Annotated in this window: 16 protein-coding genes; 5 read left to right on the top strand and 11 right to left on the bottom strand. The window is 61.0% G+C overall.

What is annotated here, in order from left to right; genetic code table 11:
• Nucleotides 1-71: 71 nt before the first annotated feature.
• From ETW23_RS21130 to ETW23_RS21095, 8 genes are all read right to left on the bottom strand, one after another.
• Nucleotides 72-2,522: an FAD-dependent oxidoreductase gene (locus tag ETW23_RS21130; RefSeq protein ID WP_134831158.1), complete on the bottom strand. Its 2,451-nt coding sequence runs from the start codon at nt 2,520-2,522 to the stop codon at nt 72-74.
• A gap of 1 nt (nt 2,523) precedes the next feature.
• Complete coding sequence (locus ETW23_RS21125; RefSeq protein ID WP_134831157.1) at nt 2,524-3,618, bottom strand: GlxA family transcriptional regulator; 1,095 nt, start codon at nt 3,616-3,618, stop codon at nt 2,524-2,526.
• A 23-nt stretch (nt 3,619-3,641) separates the two neighbouring features.
• Complete coding sequence (locus ETW23_RS21120; RefSeq protein WP_134831375.1) at nt 3,642-4,538, bottom strand: homocysteine S-methyltransferase family protein; 897 nt, start codon at nt 4,536-4,538, stop codon at nt 3,642-3,644.
• 123 nt (nt 4,539-4,661) lie between these two features.
• Nucleotides 4,662-7,109 carry an FAD-dependent oxidoreductase gene (locus tag ETW23_RS21115; RefSeq protein WP_134831156.1) on the bottom strand — a complete coding sequence of 816 codons (2,448 nt, stop codon included), beginning with the start codon at nt 7,107-7,109 and terminating at the stop codon, nt 4,662-4,664.
• Nucleotides 7,110-7,124: 15 nt separating this feature from the next.
• Entirely contained in the window at nt 7,125-7,496 is a 372-nt protein-coding gene (locus ETW23_RS21110; protein ID WP_129372433.1) for a GFA family protein, read from the bottom strand.
• Nucleotides 7,497-7,505: 9 nt separating this feature from the next.
• Nucleotides 7,506-8,075, bottom strand: a complete 570-nt coding sequence (locus ETW23_RS21105; RefSeq protein ID WP_129372434.1) for a helix-turn-helix domain-containing protein — start codon at nt 8,073-8,075, stop codon at nt 7,506-7,508.
• Nucleotides 8,076-8,276: 201 nt separating this feature from the next.
• The gene (locus ETW23_RS21100; protein WP_134831155.1) at nt 8,277-8,732 is read right to left on the bottom strand and encodes a GAF domain-containing protein; all 456 of its coding nucleotides are present in this window, start codon (nt 8,730-8,732) and stop codon (nt 8,277-8,279) included.
• Nucleotides 8,733-8,825: 93 nt separating this feature from the next.
• Nucleotides 8,826-9,998, bottom strand: a complete 1,173-nt coding sequence (locus ETW23_RS21095) for an acetyl-CoA C-acyltransferase (protein WP_134831154.1) — start codon at nt 9,996-9,998, stop codon at nt 8,826-8,828.
• A 95-nt stretch (nt 9,999-10,093) separates the two neighbouring features.
• Here ETW23_RS21095 and ETW23_RS21090 point away from each other — a divergent pair, with 95 nt between their 5' ends.
• The 3 genes from ETW23_RS21090 (at nt 10,094) to ETW23_RS21080 (ending at nt 12,800) form a co-directional block, all read left to right on the top strand.
• Nucleotides 10,094-10,438, top strand: a complete 345-nt coding sequence (locus ETW23_RS21090) for an STAS domain-containing protein (RefSeq protein WP_129372437.1) — start codon at nt 10,094-10,096, stop codon at nt 10,436-10,438.
• Nucleotides 10,439-10,473: 35 nt separating this feature from the next.
• The gene (locus ETW23_RS21085; protein ID WP_134831153.1) at nt 10,474-10,983 is read left to right on the top strand and encodes an ATP-binding protein; all 510 of its coding nucleotides are present in this window, start codon (nt 10,474-10,476) and stop codon (nt 10,981-10,983) included.
• A 242-nt stretch (nt 10,984-11,225) separates the two neighbouring features.
• The gene (locus ETW23_RS21080; RefSeq protein WP_134831152.1) at nt 11,226-12,800 is read left to right on the top strand and encodes a gamma-glutamyltransferase family protein; all 1,575 of its coding nucleotides are present in this window, start codon (nt 11,226-11,228) and stop codon (nt 12,798-12,800) included.
• 36 nt (nt 12,801-12,836) lie between these two features.
• Here ETW23_RS21080 and hspQ read toward each other — a convergent pair whose 3' ends face one another.
• On the bottom strand, nt 12,837-13,163 hold the full coding sequence (gene hspQ, locus ETW23_RS21075; RefSeq protein ID WP_035920248.1) for a heat shock protein HspQ: 327 nt from the start codon (nt 13,161-13,163) through the stop codon (nt 12,837-12,839).
• 419 nt (nt 13,164-13,582) lie between these two features.
• Between hspQ and ETW23_RS26600 the strand changes: the two genes are divergently transcribed.
• Entirely contained in the window at nt 13,583-13,714 is a 132-nt protein-coding gene (locus ETW23_RS26600; RefSeq protein WP_282103107.1) for a hypothetical protein, read from the top strand.
• Nucleotides 13,715-13,979: 265 nt separating this feature from the next.
• The gene (locus ETW23_RS21065; RefSeq protein WP_134831151.1) at nt 13,980-14,567 is read left to right on the top strand and encodes a lytic transglycosylase; all 588 of its coding nucleotides are present in this window, start codon (nt 13,980-13,982) and stop codon (nt 14,565-14,567) included.
• A 201-nt stretch (nt 14,568-14,768) separates the two neighbouring features.
• Here the strand turns inward: ETW23_RS21065 and ETW23_RS21060 are convergent, their stop codons facing one another.
• Together ETW23_RS21060 and ETW23_RS21055 are read right to left on the bottom strand one after the other, a co-directional pair.
• On the bottom strand, nt 14,769-15,353 hold the full coding sequence (locus ETW23_RS21060; RefSeq protein ID WP_129372440.1) for an outer membrane lipoprotein carrier protein LolA: 585 nt from the start codon (nt 15,351-15,353) through the stop codon (nt 14,769-14,771).
• Nucleotides 15,354-15,432: 79 nt separating this feature from the next.
• The gene (locus ETW23_RS21055; RefSeq protein WP_134831150.1) at nt 15,433-18,453 is read right to left on the bottom strand and encodes a DNA translocase FtsK; all 3,021 of its coding nucleotides are present in this window, start codon (nt 18,451-18,453) and stop codon (nt 15,433-15,435) included.
• Nucleotides 18,454-18,515 lie beyond the last annotated feature (62 nt).

The raw sequence follows: 18,515 nt of genomic DNA, 5'->3' as shown, positions 1-18,515 counted from the left end.
ACCTACGGAAAACGCCCCGGCGCTTGGACCGGGGCGTCATACGGAACAGGTTAAACCTTTGGAGAGGCGGCTTAGGCCTTCACCCGCTCCGATTTCGGATCATACATCGGCTTCAGCGACGCCTCGGCCTTCACTTTCACACCGCAAACGTCGATCTCGTAGGTGGAGGCCAGCACATCGGCAGCCTTTTCACCTTCGCACGGCACGTAACCCATGCCGATGGCAGCACCCAGGGTATGGCCGTAGCTGCCGGAGCTGAGGTAGCCCACATATTTGCCGTCACGGATGATCGGCTCGTTGTGGAACAGCAGCGGCTCGGCATCGGTCAGTTTGAACTGAACCATGCGGTTCTTAGGGCCGCTCTCCTTACGCTCCAGCACCGCCGCTTTGCCGATGAAATCCGCCTTATCGGTCTTCACCGCAAAGCCCAGGCCTGCGTCGATCACATTGTCCTCGCAAGTGATGTCGTGGCCAAAGTGGCGGAAGCCCTTCTCGATCCGGCAACTGTCCATCATATGCATGCCGCAAAGCTTCAGCCCCATGTCCTGGCCTGCCTCGTGCAGCGTCTCAAATGCGTGACCTGCCATGTCGGCACCGACATAGATTTCCCAGCCAAGTTCACCCACATAGGTCACGCGGTGCACACGGGCGAGCCCCATGCCCAGTTCAATCTCCTGCGCAGTGCCAAAGGGGTTCACCTCGTTGGAAAAATCATTGGGCGAGACTTTTCGCAGCAGTTTGCGGGCGTTTGGCCCCATCACCGCCAGCACGCCTTCGCCTGCGGTCACATCAGTGATCACCACCCGGTGGTCGCCCAGATGGCGCATCATCCAGGTCTGGTCGGCCAAACGGGTCACCGCCGGGGTCACCACCAGATAGGCGGTCTCCGACAGGCGGGTGACGGTCACATCGGCCTCAATCCCGCCGCGGGCGTTCAGGAACTGGGTATAGACGATCTTGCCCGCAGGCACCGACAGGTTGGCGCCGCAGATGTAGTTCAGGAAGGTTTCGGCATCCGGACCTTCGACGCGGATCTTGCCAAAGGAGGACATGTCGTACATGCCGACGTTTTCGCGGACAGCCTTGTGCTCAGCTGCCGAATTCTCAAACCAGTTCTGGCGCTTCCAGCTGTACTGGTATTCGCGCTCCTGGCCCTCATTGGCAAACCAGTTGGCGCGTTCCCAGCCGCCGATTTCGCCCATCACCGCGCCCTGCTGCAGCAAGTGATGGTGGAACGGGGTGCGGCGCACGCCGCGGGCGGTGGCCTTTTGACGGTAGGGGTAATGGTCGGCGTAGAGCAGGCCCAGCGTCTCTTTGGAGCGCTCATACAGGTAGTGCTTGTTGCCCTGGAACGGGTGCATGCGGGAGATGTCCACGTCGCCAAGGTCGAACGGTTTCTGGCCGTCTTCCATCCACTGCGCCAGCGCCATACCTGCGCCGCCCGCCGACTGGATGCCGATTGAGTTGAAGCCTGCAGCGACCCAGAAATTGTCCATCTCGGGCGCCAGGCCCAGGTGATAGGCATCATCCGGGGTAAAGGATTCCGGACCGTTAAAGAAGGTGTGGATGCCGGCCTCGGCCAGCATCGGCATCCGGTTGCAGGCCGCTTCCAGGATCGGCTCGAAGTGGTCAAAATCCTCGGGCAGCTGGTCGAATTCGAACGTGTCCGGGATGCCGTTCATCGCCCAGGGTTTGGCGTTCGGTTCAAACGCGCCGAGCAGGATTTTTCCCGCGTCTTCCTTGTAGTAGGCACATTCGTCAGGCACCCGCAGCACCGGCATCTGGGTCAGACCGGTGATGCCTTCGGTCACGATGTAGAAATGCTCGCAAGCATGCAGCGGCACGTTGACGCCCGCCATGCGGCCAACCTCATGCCCCCACATGCCTGCGCAGTTCACCACCATGTCCGCCTCGATATGGCCCTGGGACTGGCCGTCGTCACTGGCCCAATCGACGCCGGTGACGCGGCGGCCGTCCTTGGAGATGCCGGTGACCTTGATCCGTTCCTTGACCAGCGCGCCGCGCTGGCGGGCGCCTTTGGCCAGGGCCAGCGCGATGTTGGCCGGATCCCCCTGCCCGTCTTTCGGCAGCCACACGCCGGCAGTCACATCGCCGACATTCAGGTGCTCATAGCGGGTTTTCACTTCCTCGGGGGAGATTTCCTCAACCTCGACACCGAATGCGCGCGCCATGGCGGCCTGACGGAAAATCTCTTCCTTGCGTTCTTCGGTCAGGGCAACGGTGATCGAGCCGCAGCGCTTGAAGCCGGTGGCGACGCCGGTTTCCTCTTCCAGCGCGCCATAAAGCTCCTGGCTGTATTTGGCCAGCTTGGTCATGTTGGCAGTGGCGCGCAGCTGGGCGATCAGACCCGCGGCGTGCCAAGTGGTGCCGGAGGTCAGCTGCTTGCGCTCCAGCAGCACCACATCTTTCCAGCCCAGTTTGGTCAGGTGATAGGCCACCGAGCAGCCGATCACGCCGCCGCCGATAATAACCACGCGGGCCTTGTTGGGAAGATCGCTCATATCATCGCTCCACAGTCAGTGTTTGCGTCTGATTACCATGAAAAGGCGGCGCAAAATGCATCAAAAACGCCAAGCTTCCCTCGCTATTCTCCGGCTTTGAGGATATTTCCGGAACCGTCCTCCCCAGCCGGCGGCGCTTGCGCAGGGTAAAGGGGGTGATGCCGAAGAAGCTTTTGTAGAGCGAGGAGAAGCCATTCGGGAAGCCGCAAGCAAGACCGATCTCCCGCACGCTCATGGTGGTGTTGAGCAACAGATTGTTGGCCTTGGAAAGGCGCATTTCGCGGTAGAACCCGTTGGGCGTGGTGCCGAGGAAGGTCTTGAACTTGCGCTCCAGCGAGCGGGTGGAAATGCCAAGCTCATCCACGATTTCGCTGATCGGCACCGGTTCCTCGATATTGTCCTGCATGATGCGGATGCAGTGATCCAGGTCGCTGTCGCCGGTGATCGTCGGCTTGGCGCCGGCAAAGGGCTGCAGCGAGGAGAAGTCGCGCACCTGTTCGTGCAGCATAATGTTGGCAACGGTCATCTGCGCCGCAGCCGAGGTCAGCCGCCCGACCAGCGCCAGCACGATATCCACAGTGGACCCCATGCCGGCGCAGGTCACCACCAGCCCGTCTTCGCTGGCCAGCGCATGGCTGGAATCGTTCAGCCCCATCCGCTCGCGCAGAAGCGCGGAGTTTTCCCAATGCGTCGTCAGCCGGCCGGCCGCGCCGCCCTGATCGCGGATGTAGCGGGCTGCAGCCTCGGCCAGCAGATAGACCTTGCCGCCGCGCGAGGTGTAGCTGGAGATCACCCGGCCCAGGCTGAGACCGGGGTGGTCCGGATCCGAGTTGCCAAGGAAGAAGGCAAAATCCGCAGCAGGCTTAACCGCAAAAGGTTCGGTATCAACACTGAGGCCCGCCTTGCAGCCGACGCGCCCGCCCTGCAGGGACCGCATGGTCCATTTGAAAGGCGGCTGCGCCAGCACCCGGTTGGCGATCCGCAGCACTTCGACCACAGCCGACATTTCCGTCAGCACAAATCCTTCGCTGACAATAATGTCGATACTCCAGACCCGGGCCGGATCCGCGGTTTTGAGATTGTCCTGCGTTGCCATGCTGATCCCCCTGTCAGACGATGTCAGACGATCCGATGCCCGGCCGCGCGCAGCTGCCGGGCCAGTTCGGCGATGTGTTCCGGGCCAACCTCGCAGCAGCCGCCGGTGATGGTGGCCCCTTGCGCAACCCAACCCATGGCAAATTCCGCATAGGCCACTGGCCCCAGGTCCTGACGCTGTTCCAGCGCATCCACGGTGGGGGCGTCCTTCAGGAAGCTCTCAGATATCCGGGTGAAACCGTTGGCATAGGCCCCGTAAGGTTTGCCAAAAGCTTTGACGATCTCCAAACCCTCGCCGATGACCTCGGGCCGGGAACAGTTGAGCAGAACCGCATCGGGCTGGAATTCCTCAACCAGCGGGGCCAGCGCGGCAAGCGGCTCACCCGAGCGCAGCAAGGTGCCGTCCTCGTCTGAAACAGAGGCCGCCAGCCAGACCGGTTTGTCCGTACCCGCACAGCCCAGCAGCGCGCCTTTGGCATGTTCCAGCGAGGCGACGGTTTCGATCAGGAACAGATCCGCCGAAGGCTCCAGCAGTTTGACCAGTTCTGCGTAAACTGGTTTCGCCTCATCAGGCGGCGGGCAAATGTCAGGCCGGTAAGATGCGATCAACGGACCAAGCGCTGCCGCGACACGGCCCGATCCATGGGTGTCCCGCGCGGTTGCCGCTTGCGCGGCGGCTTTGTTCAGAAGCTCTGTGAAATGATCTTCCAGACCGGCGCGCTGCAGCCGGTCGCGCAGAACCGCATAGGTGTTTGTTGTGGCAATCGTGGCGCCTGCGGCAAAGTAATCGGCATGGATGGCGCCGACCACCCCTGGCCGGTCAACCATCACCGCAGTGGACCACAATGGGGTTGCGCGGTCGCCGGACCGTTTGACAACCTCCTGCCCGATCGAGCCATCCAGAAGCGTGATCTCAGCCATAGCAAACAGTCCTTTGTGCGGGTTGCCTTGCGCCGCCAGGATACAGGAAACGATCCGGCGGCGCAGGCTGTCTTTCATTAAGTACCAGCCCGGATCATTGCGATCCGGGCTGATGCCATTTGATCAGGCGCGCAGGCGCTCGTTGGCCGGATCCCACAGCGGTTCATCTTTTTGAACCACGGCACGGCATTTCTGCCCGTAGATCTCTACCTCCAGCTCGGTGCCCGGCACGGCCAGTTCGCTGCGCACCATGCCCAGCGCGATGGAGGCGCCCACGCGATAGCCCCAGTCTCCGCTCGTGGTCTCGCCCACGATCTCGCCATCCTTGGAGATGCAGGACATGTAAGGCGCATCCGCATCGCCGGCTTCGACGATCATGGTGACAAAGGACTTTTTCACGCCCTGCTGCTTTTCGCTTTGGATTGCGGCCTTGCCCGGGAAATCCTGCGGCTTGTCGAGTTTGACAAAGCGCTCCAGCCCGCCTTCGAGCAGCGAGTAATCGGTGCTGAGGTCACCCTTCCAGGTGCGATAGCCCTTTTCGATCCGCAAGGAGTTCAGCGCATACATGCCAAACGGTTTGGCGCCGCCTTCGATCAGCGCCGCATAGATCCCGGCCTGATGCGCGTTGGCGCAGTGTACTTCCCAGCCGAGTTCGCCGGCATAAGATACGCGCGCCAGGAAGGCAGGTTTACCCGCGACCGTGGCCTCCTGATGGGTCAGCCAGCCCAGCGACAGGTCGGCGTCAGAGATGCCCTCAAACAGTTCCCGCGACTTCGGGCCGGTGACAATCATCGTCGCAAAATCGGTGGTGCGGTCGGTCAGGGTCAGGCCTGCGGGCAGCGCCTTGCGCAGGATCTCGAAGTCATGCCACTGGGCCGAGCCTGCGGTGATCATGGTGAAGTGGTCTTCACCATGACGAATACAGGACATCTCGGTCAGGATCCGGCCGCGGTCGTCCGAGACATAGACCAGGTTCATCCGGCCGACCTTGGGCAACCCGCCGGTCACCAGGCCGCGCAGGAATTCCGCGGCGCCTTCGCCATCCAGATTGAAGCGCGAGAAGCCCGGCAGATCCAGAACACCGACGCCGTCACGCACGGCTTCGCATTCTTCCTTGATCCGCTGCTGCCACGGGCCGGAGCGGCCCCAGGTGTGGGTGGCTTCTTCAGAGGTGTCATCACCCTCTTTGGCAAACCAGTTGGCGCGCTCCCAGCCGTTGTAGACCCCCATCTGGCCACCCAGTTCCTTGATCTTCCCGTGCACCTGGCTGACCTTCTTACCGCGCGCGGCCGGCCATTCGTGCTGCGGGAAGTGCATGGCGTATTCATTACCGTAGACTTCCATGCCTTTCTGATCGCAGTAATCCTGGTCGGTGTAGTCGGTGTAGCGGCGCGGATCGACCGCCCACATGTCCCATTCAGTCTGGCCGTCAACGATCCATTCCGCCAGCACCTTGCCGGCGCCGCCGCCCTGCGCAATGCCAAAGGTGAAGACGCAGGCCTCAAATGCGTTGTCGACACCCGGCATCGGGCCGATCAGCGGCAGGCCGTCGGGCGCATAGGGGATCGGGCCGTTGATCACGCTGCTGACGCCGGAGGACGCCATCAGCGGCACCCGCTCCATCGCGTCGGTCACGATATCCTCGATCCGGTCCAGATCGTCCGACCACAACTGGAACGAGAAGTCGTCCGGCATCTGATTGTCCTCGGTCAGCCACTCCCCCTTGCAGTTCGGCTCATAGGGGCCAAGGTTGTAGCCGTTCTTTTCCTGGCGCAGGTAATAGGACACGTCCACGTCGCGGATCAGCGGCAGCTTCTTGCCGTGTTCCTTGCTCCAGGCTTCCACCTCGGGGATCTGCTCGGTCAGCAGATACTGGTGCGACATCACCATCATTGGCACGGTGCGGCCGCCGTATGGCTTGAACCACTCACCAATACGCTGTGCGTAATAGCCAGCGGCGTTCACCACATAGTCACATTCGATGTCGCCCTTTTCGGTGTGCACGATCCAGGTCTTGTCTTCCTGTTGCGTGACACCGGTTGCCGGGCAGAAACGGATGATCTTCTGGCCCATGTCACGCGCGCCCTTGGCCAACGCCTGGGTCAGCTGTGCCGGGTCGATGTCGCCATCGGAGGGATCCCACAGCACACCTTCCAGGTCGTGGGTCTCCAGGAACGGGTAATTTTCCTTGGCCTGTTCCGGGGTCCACATCTCCATCTCGATACCCTGGTAACGGCCCATCGAACAGGCGCGCTCAAACTCCTGGATCCGCTCCTTGGTATGGCCCAGGCGGATCGAGCCGGACTGGTGATAATTCATCGGGTAATCGACTTCTTCACCCAGGCGCGCATACAGTTCGGTCGAATACCGCTGCATATTCATGATCGCCCAGGAGGTCGAGAAGGTCGGCACATTGCCGGCTGCGTGCCAGGTCGAACCGGCGGTCAGCTCGTTCTTCTCCAAAAGCACACAATCGGTCCAGCCTTTCTTGGCCAGATGATAAAGCGACGAGGCGCCGATGACACCGCCGCCGATGATGACCACGCGGGCCTTGGTTGGAAAATCAGACATGTTCGCTCCCTAATCTCAGTCTTCTTGCGGCACGCCGTCCGCAATCTCGTAGTAGTCGCCCTTGGAGGCGGCAAAGATGTGCTTTTCGACGCTGAGACCGGTGTTCCCGTCGACAGCGCCCAAAGCGAAACTTGTGGTGTCTTCGTCATGCGCCTTCCAGAACAGGAAGGAGCCGCAGCGCGGGCAGCTGCCGCGCTTGGCCGCTGCGCTGGCTTCAAACCAGCTGACCGGACCGGTGATATTGAGGTCTTGGTCGCGCACATAGGCCGAAGACCAGATGCCGCCCGACTGCTTGCGGCACTGGCTGCAATGGCACATGGACGCGCCTTTGGGTTGTGCTGCGGTATCAAAGCGGATATCACCGCAGAGGCAGGATCCCTTGATCATCGAGACCTCCTAATACACCGGCGGTGCAATCACCCAGACGGCCACTGCGGGTACGTCATAGGGATTCGACCACTGATAAGGTTCATGCTTGATCCTGAAGCTGTCGCCCGGGCCAACGGTGAAGCTGCGGCCCCCGATCAGCAGATCCAGCTTACCCGAGATCACATAGCCAACCTCTTGCGTCGGCCGGTGGGCCGGTGTCTGCATGCTTGATTTCGGGCGGAAGGTGGAATGCACCATCTCGAAATCATCCGTCAAGTCGGGCGACAGCAGCTCTTCGATCAGCCCTTCCTCGCCCGAGCCCATCGGACGGCGCGAGCCTGCGCGAACAATATAGCCATGCTCATCCGCCGGAGCGCCGGTATGGGCAAACAGCATCGACATCGGCACACCCAGGGCCTCGGCAATCTGGCGCAGGTCGGAAATCGAAGGTTCGGACATGTCCCGCTCAACCTGGCTGAGCCAGCCAACCGAGCGGTTCAGCATCGCCGCGATATCCGACAGCGTCAGCCCGCGCGCCTTGCGCAAGGCCCGGATGTCCGCCCCCAGTGTCGCCGCTGCCAGGGTTTGATCGTTCACCGGCTCTCTCCCCGCTCGTGAAAAAATGCTCTCGTTTTTCACGATGCCTTGGGATCGTGAAATTTCCAAGCCTTTTTTCATGCACTGACCGCGAACCAAGAAAAAACCCAGCGCCTTCAGGCACCGGGCTGCTTCTTTCTGGGTGAAAATACCCTGGGGTGAGGCCGCAAGGCCGAGGGGCAAAGCCCCTGCAAGCGCGAATCAGTTGCGGCTGAAGACCTGCCGCAGGATTACTGCCAGCTGCTCAGCATCTTCCTGAGTAAAGGCGTCCGGCTGGTCGCTGTCGATATCGAAAACCCCGATCAGCGCGCCTGCGGCATTCCAAACCGGCAATACCAGTTCCGACCGGGTGGAAGAAGCGCAGGCAATATGGCCGGGAAAGGTCTCCACATCCGCCACCAGCTGCACCTCTCCGGTGCGTGCCGCCGCGCCGCAAACGCCGCGGGAGAACGGGATCTGCAAACAGCCGTGCCCGCCCTGATACGGGCCGATCTTCAGCAATTCCGGTGCAACGGCGCGGTAAAAGCCTGTCCAGTCGAACCGGTCGTCGGCGTGATGCACTTCGCAGGCGACAGTGGCCATCAGCGCAACCTCATCCGTTTCGCCAGCGGTCAGCGACGCGATGGTCTTGGCAAGGGTTCCGAAATCAGCCTGCATGCCCGCCTCTCCTTCAACGCATTGAGGGGGCTGTCTGCCCCCTCTTGACCTGACGGTCAATTCACCCCGAGAGTATTTTTTCAAAGGTGAATGTCACACCCGCTCAATTGCAATAGCCGTGCCTTCGCCGCCGCCGATGCAGATTGCCGCCACACCGCGCTTAAGGCCGCGTTTTTCCAGCGCGTTCAAAAGCGTGACCATGATCCTGGCACCGGACGCCCCGATCGGGTGGCCCAGCGCACAGGCGCCGCCGTTCACGTTCATCTTATCGCGGCAGATGCCCATTTCATGCATAAAGGCCATCGGCACAACAGCAAAGGCTTCGTTCACCTCCCACAGGTCAACGTCTTCAACCTGCCAGCCAATGTTTTTCAGCAGCTTTTGCGCAGCGGGAACCGGCGCGGTTGTGAACAAGCCCGGGGCCTGCGCATGGCTGGTGTGGCCCAGGATCCGGGCGCGGACCTTCAATCCCTGCGCCTCGGCAGCCTCGGCTGAGGCAAGAACCAGTGCTGCCGCGCCGTCAGAAATGGAGGAGGCATTCGCCGCCGTTACAGTACCGCCCTTGCGGAAAGCAGGTTTCAGCGTCGGGATTTTTTCCGGGCGGGCCGATTTCGGTTGTTCATCCGCATCGGTCACCACCTCGCCTTTGCGGGATTTTACGGAAACAGCCGCGATTTCCCCGTTGAATGCGCCGCTTTCCTGGGCTTCCAGTGCGTTGGCCAGCGACTTCAGTGCGTATTCATCCTGAGCTTCGCGGGTGAACTGGAATTTCTCGGCGCAATCCTCGGCAAAACTGCCCATCAGGCGGCCCTTGTCATAGGCATCTTCCAGCCCGTCCAGGAACATATGGTCAATCACCTGGCCATGGCCGATGCGGGCGCCGCCGCGCATTTTGGGCAGCACATACGGCGCGTTGGTCATGCTCTCCATGCCGCCGGCGATCATCGTATCCGCGTGGCCCAGCGCGATCTGGTCAAAGGCGATCATCGCCGCTTTCATGCCAGAGCCGCACATTTTGTTAAGGGTCGTGGCCGGCACCTCATCGCCCAGGCCTGCGGCGAATCCGGCCTGACGCGCCGGCGCCTGACCCTGGCCCGCAGGCAGAACGCAGCCCATCAGCACCTCATCGACAGTGGCAGCACCGGCGCCTTCGAGGGCCGCCCGGATGGCCGCACCGCCCAGTTCCGAAGCCGTCACCCCGTCATACATGCCCTGAAACCCGCCCATCGGCGTCCGGGCCGCTCCGGCGATAACAACATCTTTCATGCAATTTTCCTCCAATCGTCAAAATAATACCTACAGAATAGTAAGCTTTGCGGTCTAGAGTGCTGACAAATGACGTTACATCCCGGGGGATCAAAATGAGCCTGACGACCACCATGACGGACGATGCACAGATCGTTAAAGTCAATGCCGAACGCATTGATGCCGCCATGGCCATCCAGTTCAAGGAGGACATGCGCACGGAAACAGAATCCGGTGCGGACCGTGTCATCCTGGACCTTTCCGAAGTGCAGTTTATCGATTCCAGCGGGCTTGGCGCGATCGTCGCCGCGATGAAACAGCTTGGCGGCACCCGGAAACTGGATCTCGCCGGGCTGACCCCCATGGTCGAAAAAGTGTTCCGGCTGACCCGCATGGACACGATCTTTGACCTTTATGGTTCCCTTGGCGACGCAATCGCTCCGGCTGGCGCAAACTCCTGAAGACCAATGCGCTGTCAGTGCAAAGCGAGAAATCGATGGTAAAAACTTTTGCCTGCTCGTTCACGGCTACGAACCTGAATGCCCGCTCCGGCATCTCATCGGTTGTAGACCAGCTTCGGTCCCTAGGGATCCCGGGTGCCCGTGTGGATGAGGTTCAAATCGCTCTGACCGAGGCTGTGAACAACGTAGTCGAGCACGCCTATGAAAGTGCGCCTCCAGGAGACGTGCGGATCCGGGCTGAGCTTTATCCTGAACGTTTGTGGATCAGCATCCAGGACGCCGGTGTTCCCTTTGCTAAGGGAGAATTGCCGGAGGGCAAACCTGCTGATATCAGCGTTCCGGTTGAAAGCATGCCCGAAGGCGGGTTCGGCTGGTTTCTGATCCGCGAATTGGCAAGCCAAGTCCAGTATGAGCGTTCGGAGGGAAACAACAATCTATCGCTCTGCTTCGAAATCAAAGTGACCAGCCCCCAGCCGAAGTCTGAACAGCCCCCGGTTTGCAGAGGTACGGTTGCGGGTCTGCTGCATTTTAACGCTTTGTCATAATCGCGCCGCAATCCCGGCCCACCTCAGCCCGATAGATATGCGACTTATAAACTGTAGCTGAAATGAGCTTCCCCCGGTACCGCGTGTTCTAGCCCCCACCAGTGCGCGGCACCGGGGATACTTGCATTGGCCCGCATTCCTGACCCAGGGTGACGTTCCGTTCTTTCAGAGCCGCTGAAGATTTGAATTGCCTTCCTGCCGTGTGCGCCTAGCCTTTGCAAGGTGACGGCAGGAGCAGGGAAATGCGCGACTTTCATCTTCCGGGGCGATCAGCCGTCTTGGCCCAAAACGGCCTGTGTGCAACCTCGCATCCTCTAGCTGCCAGCGTCGCCGTCGACATCTTGAAACGCGGCGGCAATTCAATGGACGCGGCTTTGGCCGGGGCGGTCTTACTGGGGATTTGCGAGCCGCAAATGACAGGCATCGGCGGGGATTGCTTTGTTCTGCATTCCCGCCCGGGACAGGGCATCCAGGCGCTGAACGGATCGGGCTGCGCCCCTGCCGGGGCCAGCGCTGCTGCGCTTCGGGCACAAGGGCTGGAATCCGTTCCGCTGGGCAGCCCCGATGCGGTGACTATCCCTTGCGCGATTGACGCGTTCTGCCGCCTTGCCGAAAGCGAAGGACGGCTTGGGATTGATGCGCTGCTGCAACCGGCAATCCACTATGCCGAAGAGGGCGTTCCTGTGGCGCCGCGCACGGCGTTCGACTGGATCAACGGCGCAGCGGCATTGCAAGGCGCGGCGCGGCACCATTACCTGAAAGACGGCCAGCCGTTCATCAGCGGCGATGTGTTCCGCACACCCGGGCAGGCCGAAGTGCTGCGCCGCATCGCGAAAAACGGGCGGGATGCCTTTTATTCCGGGGAAGTGGCCGAAGATATGACCGCAGCGCTGACAGCGCTTGGAGGCGTCCACACTCTGGCGGATTTCGCCGCTGCCAGCAGCTTTGCAACACAGCCGGTTGACGGCCAGTACAATGGCCTGGGCCTGACCGAGCATCCGCCCAATGGTCAGGGTGCAACTGCGATTTTACTGCTGAACATACTCAAGCATTTTGAAATTTCTAACATGGATCCGTTTGGCGCAGAACGTGCGCATATCGAGGCGGAGGCCGCCAAGCTTGCCTATGATGCGCGCAACCGCTTCCTGGCCGATCCGGATCACACCTCCCGGCTGGCGCATATGCTGGCACCCGAAACGGCTGCCCGGCTTGCCGCGCTGATCGACCCCAAGCACGCCCTGCCGGCAGTGCAGCCGCTAACCGAGGCGGTACACAGGGACACGGTCTATTTAACTGTGGTGGACAAGGACCGCATGGCCGTCTCGCTGATCTATTCTATATTCCACGGTTTCGGCTCGGGCATTGCGTCTGAACAATTCGGTATCCTGCTGCAGAACCGCGGCGCCGGCTTTACCCTGGAAGCGGGTCATCCGAATGAATTCGGACCGGGAAAACAACCGATGCATACGATCATCCCCGCCATGCTGCAGCAAGACGGAGAGGTGATCATGCCCTTTGGCGTGATGGGCGGCGGTTATCAGCCGACCGGCCACGCCCGGCTGGTTTCCAACCTCGTTGATTTTGGCATGGACCTGCAATCCGCTGTCGATGCCCCCCGCTGCTTTGCCGATAACGGTGTGCTGAAGATTGAGCGCGGCTATACGGCTGAGGTTCGCCGGAAGCTTGCGGATATGGGGCATCGCGTGGTGGTGCCGGACACGCCGTTGGGCGGCGCGCAAGCGATCCGGATCCACACCTCGGGCGTGCTGGAGGGCGCCAGTGATCCGCGCAAAGACGGCTGCGCACTGGGATATTGATGAAGGGGAGTTCCGGCTGGGCGGAAACAGCGGAACTCAGTTCAGCTGATAGTGCAACGCATAGGCGCCGCCATCGAAATTACCAAACATTTCAGGGACATCCGGGTGGCCTATAGGCTCCCCTGAATAGTCCGCCACCAGGTTTTGCTCAGAGACGTAGGCGACATAGTAGCTTTGGTCGTTTTCCGCCAGCAGGTGGTAGAACGGCTGGTCCTTTACCGGGCGGCTGTCTTCCGGGATCGCCTCATACCATTCGTCAGTATTGGAGAACTCGGGATCAACATCAAAGACCACCCCGCGGAAGGGATGCTTCCGGTGGCGGACGACCTGCCCGAGGTTGTATTTTGCGCGTGTTCTCATCATGGTCATGTTCGCCCCCGTACATTGTAAATAGCGCGCGCGCCAAGCAATTGTCCAACTCTTGACGTAAATTTTCAGGGAAACAGACTGTGAACCTCGCTTTGACAGTACTCGAAATCACCGCCCCGGTGTTCCTGCCGGCCATGGCCGGTACACTTGGGTGAAACTCAGGCTCGAGTACCGCACGCAGTTTGTCACCCGGATGGCGATGACCCTGGCGGTGCCTGCCTGATCTTCACCGCACTGATGAAAGCGGAGCTGGACAAGGGGGCGCCCGGGGCCTTTTTGCTGGCCGACTTGGCAGGCCATCCGGTGCTGGCCGGCAGAGGCGGAATTGCCTGCCGCACAGCGCATCTGGACCGTTGCACCTATCTGGTGCCTTTCATCCTCGGCAATACCGGCGATCTGGGCTCCCGCTGTCGATGTTTGCCTTCGGCGAGGCCGGATTGGACTATGCCGTTGGCATGCTTGCAGTTTCAGCCATCCTGTCCTCCACCCAAAGGAACTATCTGGTGGCGGGCCGCAATGCCGACAGCAAAGCTATCCGGAACTGATAGTTTGGGCAACGCTTCCTGGCGGGCTGTTCCTGTGGCAGGAATTGGATACACCGCGCTTTCTGACCAATGCGCTGGAATTGACCGGACAGAAAATTTGAAGCCGATTCCAGCGCTTTGGCCGGGCTTGTGGCGGTCTCAACCCTGATATCAACTGCATAGCTGCCACTGCTGCCGACCCAGATTCTGTAATTGTGATTTCCTCACCTGCCGCAATCCGCTAAACTTGCCGCAAAATAACCCAAATCAAAAATGGGCAGAGGCAATGAGCAGAATAATCAGCGCCCTCGTTCTCCTCATGGCGGTTGCGTCTTGCGGAGGCGGGCACAAAGCGCCGCCGCGCAATCTGGATAATGCGTGCAGCATCATTCAGCAGCGGCCCGAATACCTGAAAGCCTTCCGCGCGTCCCAACGCCGCTGGGGTGTCCCGGTGCATGTGCAGATGGCAACGATCTATCACGAAAGCCGGTTCCGTGGCGATGCCCGCACGCCGCACCAGTACCTGCTGGGAGTGATCCCGGTCGGGCGGCAATCCAGCGCTTACGGTTACAGCCAAGCGCTGGACGGAACCTGGGATGATTACCGGCGCGATACCGGCAGGCGGCGGGCCAAGCGCGACCGGATCAGCGATGCGGCCGATTTCATGGGGTGGTACATGCGCAAGAGCCGCGAAAAGAACGGCATCCAACTGTATGACGCGCGCAATCAATATCTCGCCTACCACGAGGGGCATTATGGCTACTCACGCGGCAGCTACCGGTCCAAACCGTGGCTGCAGCGTGTTGCAGGACAGGTCGAATCCCGCGCCCTGACTTATCAGGCTCAGCTCGCAACCTGCCGTAAGTTCCGCTGAGGTACCGAAGGGGCGTTCTTTGTGAAGCCCCCTCAGCTGTTGGGCCTAACACTGCACCAAAGCGCATGTCAGGCCTGGACTAATGTTCCCTAACTGCTGAATTCAGGCGGAGCCGCACCGGGCGCCAGCCCGGTGCCGGGCCCAAGGCCGTCAGGCTGTTCCGGCAAGGCCGGTGCAGCCGCGGGCGCGGGAGCCGCTGCTTCAGCGGGATCTGCCGCTGGTGGTGAACAGGCTGGAGGACAATTTTTGGCCGGTTTCCATTGCACCCAGAATCACGGTTGTCTGGCCGCCCGCACCGTCGTGAATGACCCATTTGCGCAGCTCTACCGGCGCGCCGGTGAACATCATTTCGATACTGCCATAGTCCGGGTGTTCCGGGTCCTGTGCCCGCACAATAGTAGAGGTGCCGTCAAAACTGTGCCCCACCACCATATTTGCACGCCCTAAATTCACGTTGCGGTCCAGGATGATCGACAGCGGTGTCCGCTTGAGCGGGTAGGTCTCGGGCGGCTGGTTGGATTTGGGATCGTGGATCACCACTGCCCCGCCGCCGGCAACCACGGTACCGCCGCCCTTGCCGTCATATTCAAACCGCATCCGGCCCGGGCGGTGCATGTAAAGCTTGCCCGTCGACAGGCTGCCGTCGTCATTGATCTGGGTGAAGGGGGAGGCGGCGGTGGAAATCCCGTTCAAATAACGGGAAATCTCATTGAGGCTAAGCTGCTCAGCCGCCCAGGCGGCCGGTGCAGCAAGGGTCAGCGCAAAGGCGAGTGCAATCCGTTTCATGGCCTCAACATAGGCACGCTGCTGCAAAAGTGAAGATGCCGGAACACTACGGATCCGGCATCGGCAAATTTTCGTCAGCTCATTGTTCGGGAACCAGAATTTCCCGCTTGCCCACGTGGTTGGCAGCCGACACGACGCCCTCGTCCTCCATCTGTTCAACCAGCCGCGCGGCTTTGTTATAACCGATCGCCAATTTTCGCTGGATGTAGGAGGTGGAGCATTTGCGGTCCTTGACCACGATGGCAACTGCGGTGTCGTACAAAGCGTCCTCAGTATCGGTATTGCCGCCGGTGTTCAGTCCAAGAACCGCATCGATGTTATCAGCCTTGTCGTCAGCCGGACCATCCAGAACGCTGCCGACATAGTCCGGCGGGCCGAATTGCTTGAGGTGGTTGACCACTTCCTCGACCTCTTCGTCCGAACAGAACGGCCCGTGGCAGCGGGTAATCTTGGCGCCGCCGGCCATGTACAGCATATCCCCCATACCCAAGAGCTGTTCAGCGCCCATTTCACCCAGAATGGTGCGGCTGTCGATCTTTGAGGTGACCTGGAAGGAAATCCGGGTCGGGAAGTTGGCCTTGATGGTGCCGGTGATCACGTCAACCGAGGGGCGCTGTGTCGCCATGATAAGATGGATACCCGAAGCCCGCGCCATCTGCGCCAGACGCTGGATGCAGGCTTCGATCTCTTTGCCGGCGACCATCATCAGATCTGCCATCTCGTCAACGATCACAACGATATAGGGCAGAACAACGGGTTGAAACTCTTCGGTCTCGAACACCGGCTCGCCGGTGTCGTCGTCGAAACCCGTCTGCACGGTTCGCGAGAACATCTCGCCCTTGGCCAGCGCTTCCTTAACGCGGCCGTTGTAGCCGGCGATGTTGCGCACACCCATCTTGGACATCTTGCGGTAGCGGTCTTCCATCTCGCCCACCACCCACTTCAGCGCCACAACGGCCTTCTTCGGGTCGGTCACAACTGGTGAGAGCAGATGCGGGATACCGTCATAGACGGAAAGCTCCAGCATCTTGGGGTCGATCATGATCAGGCGGCATTCATCTGGCGTCAGCTTATACAGCAGCGACAGGATCATGGTGTTGATCGCCACCGACTTACCGGAACCCGTGGTGCCGGCAATCAGCAGGTGGGGCATTTTGGCGAGGTTGGCGACCATGGAATCGCCACCGATGTCTTTGCCCAATGCCAGCGGCAGCGCGTGGTTGCCGTCGCCGAAATCCCGCGACGACAGGATCTCGCGCAGGACCACCTTTTCGCGTTTCTCATTCGGCAGTTCGATACCGATCACCGTCCGGCCCGGCACGGTTGAGACCCGTGCCGAAAGCGCCGACATCGAGCGGGCGATGTCATCGGAAAGGCCAATCACCCGGGATGCCTTGAGGCCCGGTGCCGGTTCCAGCTCATACATGGTGACAACGGGACCGGGACGGACCGAGGTGATCTCTCCCTTGACGCCATAGTCATCCAGAACGGCCTCCAGCATCCGCGCATTTTCTTCCAGCGCTTCGTCGCTCAGGTGGTGACGCTCGACGCCGGTCGGGTTGGTCAGCAGGCTCAGCGGCGGCAACTCAAAATCGCTGCCGCTGGGATCGAACGCCAGATTGGGCTGCGCTTCGGCCTTGGCACGCGCCGAGGGCTGTACGGTTTTGCGTGCCGGCTGTTCGACCACTGCCTTGCGCGGCTCGGCCACGGGCAGATCAACGGTCAGACGCGGTCCCGGCGCCGGGCGCGGTACAGGCGCGGAGTGAACTGGCGCAGGCGGTTCCGCAGCATCCGGCAGATCCTCGGACGGCACGTAGTCCGGAGCGATCATACTGTGATCCGAAGCGGCCATTGCAATCTCATCTTCGTCCCGCAGGCCAGCATCCGATGCATCCGAACCAAAGGCGTCATCTGCGGAAGCCTGCCAGGAAAGCGATGGATCCTCCGGCAGCGGCGGCATCGTTGCAAGCGCAGCGGTCAGCGGCGGCTCAGGCGGCAGCCCGTCCTGCTCCATGGCAGGGTTATAGATCAGCGGCGCGGGGCGCTGGCCGCGGCCTTTGGTCAGCGGCAGGGCCGGATCCTGCTCCGGCGGCACATCTGCTGCCCGGCGAATACGCACAGCATTGGCGATTTTCTGGGAGATCCGGTCTTCGCCGCCCTCGCCATCAGCCGGAAATTCAGCCTCGCCCTCATCCTGCATGTCAGCCGCATAGGCACTGTCCGCCGCCGGCGCAGGTGCAACACGGCGGATCAGGCCGGGCACACGTGACAGCAGGCCGCCTTTGGCAGGCGCTTCCGGTTCTTCCTCCTGACTGTCTGCAATGTATGCGTCTTCTGCATAATCCTCGAACATCTCCGGCTCAGCGTCAGCAGCGTCATAGGCAGTTTCTTCCGCTTGTTCCGCCCGTGCTTTACGATAGGTCATTGCGGCCTGCAGCCCGCTGGACGCCCCGCGCCCCAGCAATGCGGCCACAGCGCCATAGCCCAGGATCAGGCCAATCATCACTTTGTGCAGGCCCTTCTTCACCTCGGGCCAGGTGAACCCAAGCACCGCACAGCCAAGCGCCAGCATTCCCGCGGCACTCAGCAGCGACATGATTTTCACCATGAAATGCAGGCCCACGGGCAGCAGCGCCAGCAATGCGCCCAGGAAGGTGTAACCGACCATGCCGCCAAGGCCGAAGTCATAGTTCTGCTGCCAGGTGGAGCTGGCGTTCAGGGTTTCCATGTGCAGCGCCACCACCAGCAGCCATGGCACCGACAAAAGCAGCGGCCAGACCACCCGGTCCTCGCCCCGGTGCAGCACAAACCGCAGCCCCCAGGCTGACAGGAACAAAGGCACGGCCCAGCTGGCCTTGCCGAACAAGGTAATCAGGATGAAAGAGACAGAAGCGCCGGGACGGCCCAGCCAGTTCTGCACTGGCGCGTCCGTAGACACGGTCCAGTTCGGGTCGTCCGGCGTATACGACCCCAGCATGGCGGCAACCATCAGCCCCACGAGGATCAATGCAACCCCGATTAATTCCTTGCCGCGCTTTTCAATAGCCGCCTGCATATTGCTGTCGAGCAGCGGATCGCGGCTGCGGGTTTGAAATGCCATGCCTACCTCAGTTCCGTTTCTTTTGCCCGTGCCCGCTGTTACACGCAAGGTCACGAACCTGT

This window comes from Leisingera sp. NJS201 (assembly GCF_004535885.1).
GTDB lineage: Bacteria > Pseudomonadota > Alphaproteobacteria > Rhodobacterales > Rhodobacteraceae > Leisingera.
This window is presented reverse-complemented; position numbering and strand designations above follow the sequence as displayed.

What these genes read in the sequence shown, in the direction of transcription:
- ETW23_RS21090 (WP_129372437.1), top strand. Translation starts at nt 10,094, where the DNA reads ATGAGCCTGACGACCACCATGACGGACGATGCACAGATCGTTAAAGTC.
- ETW23_RS21125 (WP_134831157.1), bottom strand. Translation starts at nt 3,618, where the DNA reads ATGGCAACGCAGGACAATCTCAAAACCGCGGATCCGGCCCGGGTCTGG.
- ETW23_RS21085 (WP_134831153.1), top strand. Translation starts at nt 10,474, where the DNA reads ATGGTAAAAACTTTTGCCTGCTCGTTCACGGCTACGAACCTGAATGCC.
- ETW23_RS21130 (WP_134831158.1), bottom strand. Translation starts at nt 2,522, where the DNA reads ATGAGCGATCTTCCCAACAAGGCCCGCGTGGTTATTATCGGCGGCGGC.
- ETW23_RS21055 (WP_134831150.1), bottom strand. Translation starts at nt 18,453, where the DNA reads ATGGCATTTCAAACCCGCAGCCGCGATCCGCTGCTCGACAGCAATATG.
- ETW23_RS21080 (WP_134831152.1), top strand. Translation starts at nt 11,226, where the DNA reads ATGCGCGACTTTCATCTTCCGGGGCGATCAGCCGTCTTGGCCCAAAAC.
- ETW23_RS21060 (WP_129372440.1), bottom strand. Translation starts at nt 15,353, where the DNA reads ATGAAACGGATTGCACTCGCCTTTGCGCTGACCCTTGCTGCACCGGCC.
- hspQ (WP_035920248.1), bottom strand. Translation starts at nt 13,163, where the DNA reads ATGATGAGAACACGCGCAAAATACAACCTCGGGCAGGTCGTCCGCCAC.
- ETW23_RS26600 (WP_282103107.1), top strand. Translation starts at nt 13,583, where the DNA reads ATGTTTGCCTTCGGCGAGGCCGGATTGGACTATGCCGTTGGCATGCTT.
- ETW23_RS21110 (WP_129372433.1), bottom strand. Translation starts at nt 7,496, where the DNA reads ATGATCAAGGGATCCTGCCTCTGCGGTGATATCCGCTTTGATACCGCA.
- ETW23_RS21120 (WP_134831375.1), bottom strand. Translation starts at nt 4,538, where the DNA reads ATGGCTGAGATCACGCTTCTGGATGGCTCGATCGGGCAGGAGGTTGTC.
- ETW23_RS21095 (WP_134831154.1), bottom strand. Translation starts at nt 9,998, where the DNA reads ATGAAAGATGTTGTTATCGCCGGAGCGGCCCGGACGCCGATGGGCGGG.
- ETW23_RS21100 (WP_134831155.1), bottom strand. Translation starts at nt 8,732, where the DNA reads ATGCAGGCTGATTTCGGAACCCTTGCCAAGACCATCGCGTCGCTGACC.
- ETW23_RS21115 (WP_134831156.1), bottom strand. Translation starts at nt 7,109, where the DNA reads ATGTCTGATTTTCCAACCAAGGCCCGCGTGGTCATCATCGGCGGCGGT.
- ETW23_RS21065 (WP_134831151.1), top strand. Translation starts at nt 13,980, where the DNA reads ATGAGCAGAATAATCAGCGCCCTCGTTCTCCTCATGGCGGTTGCGTCT.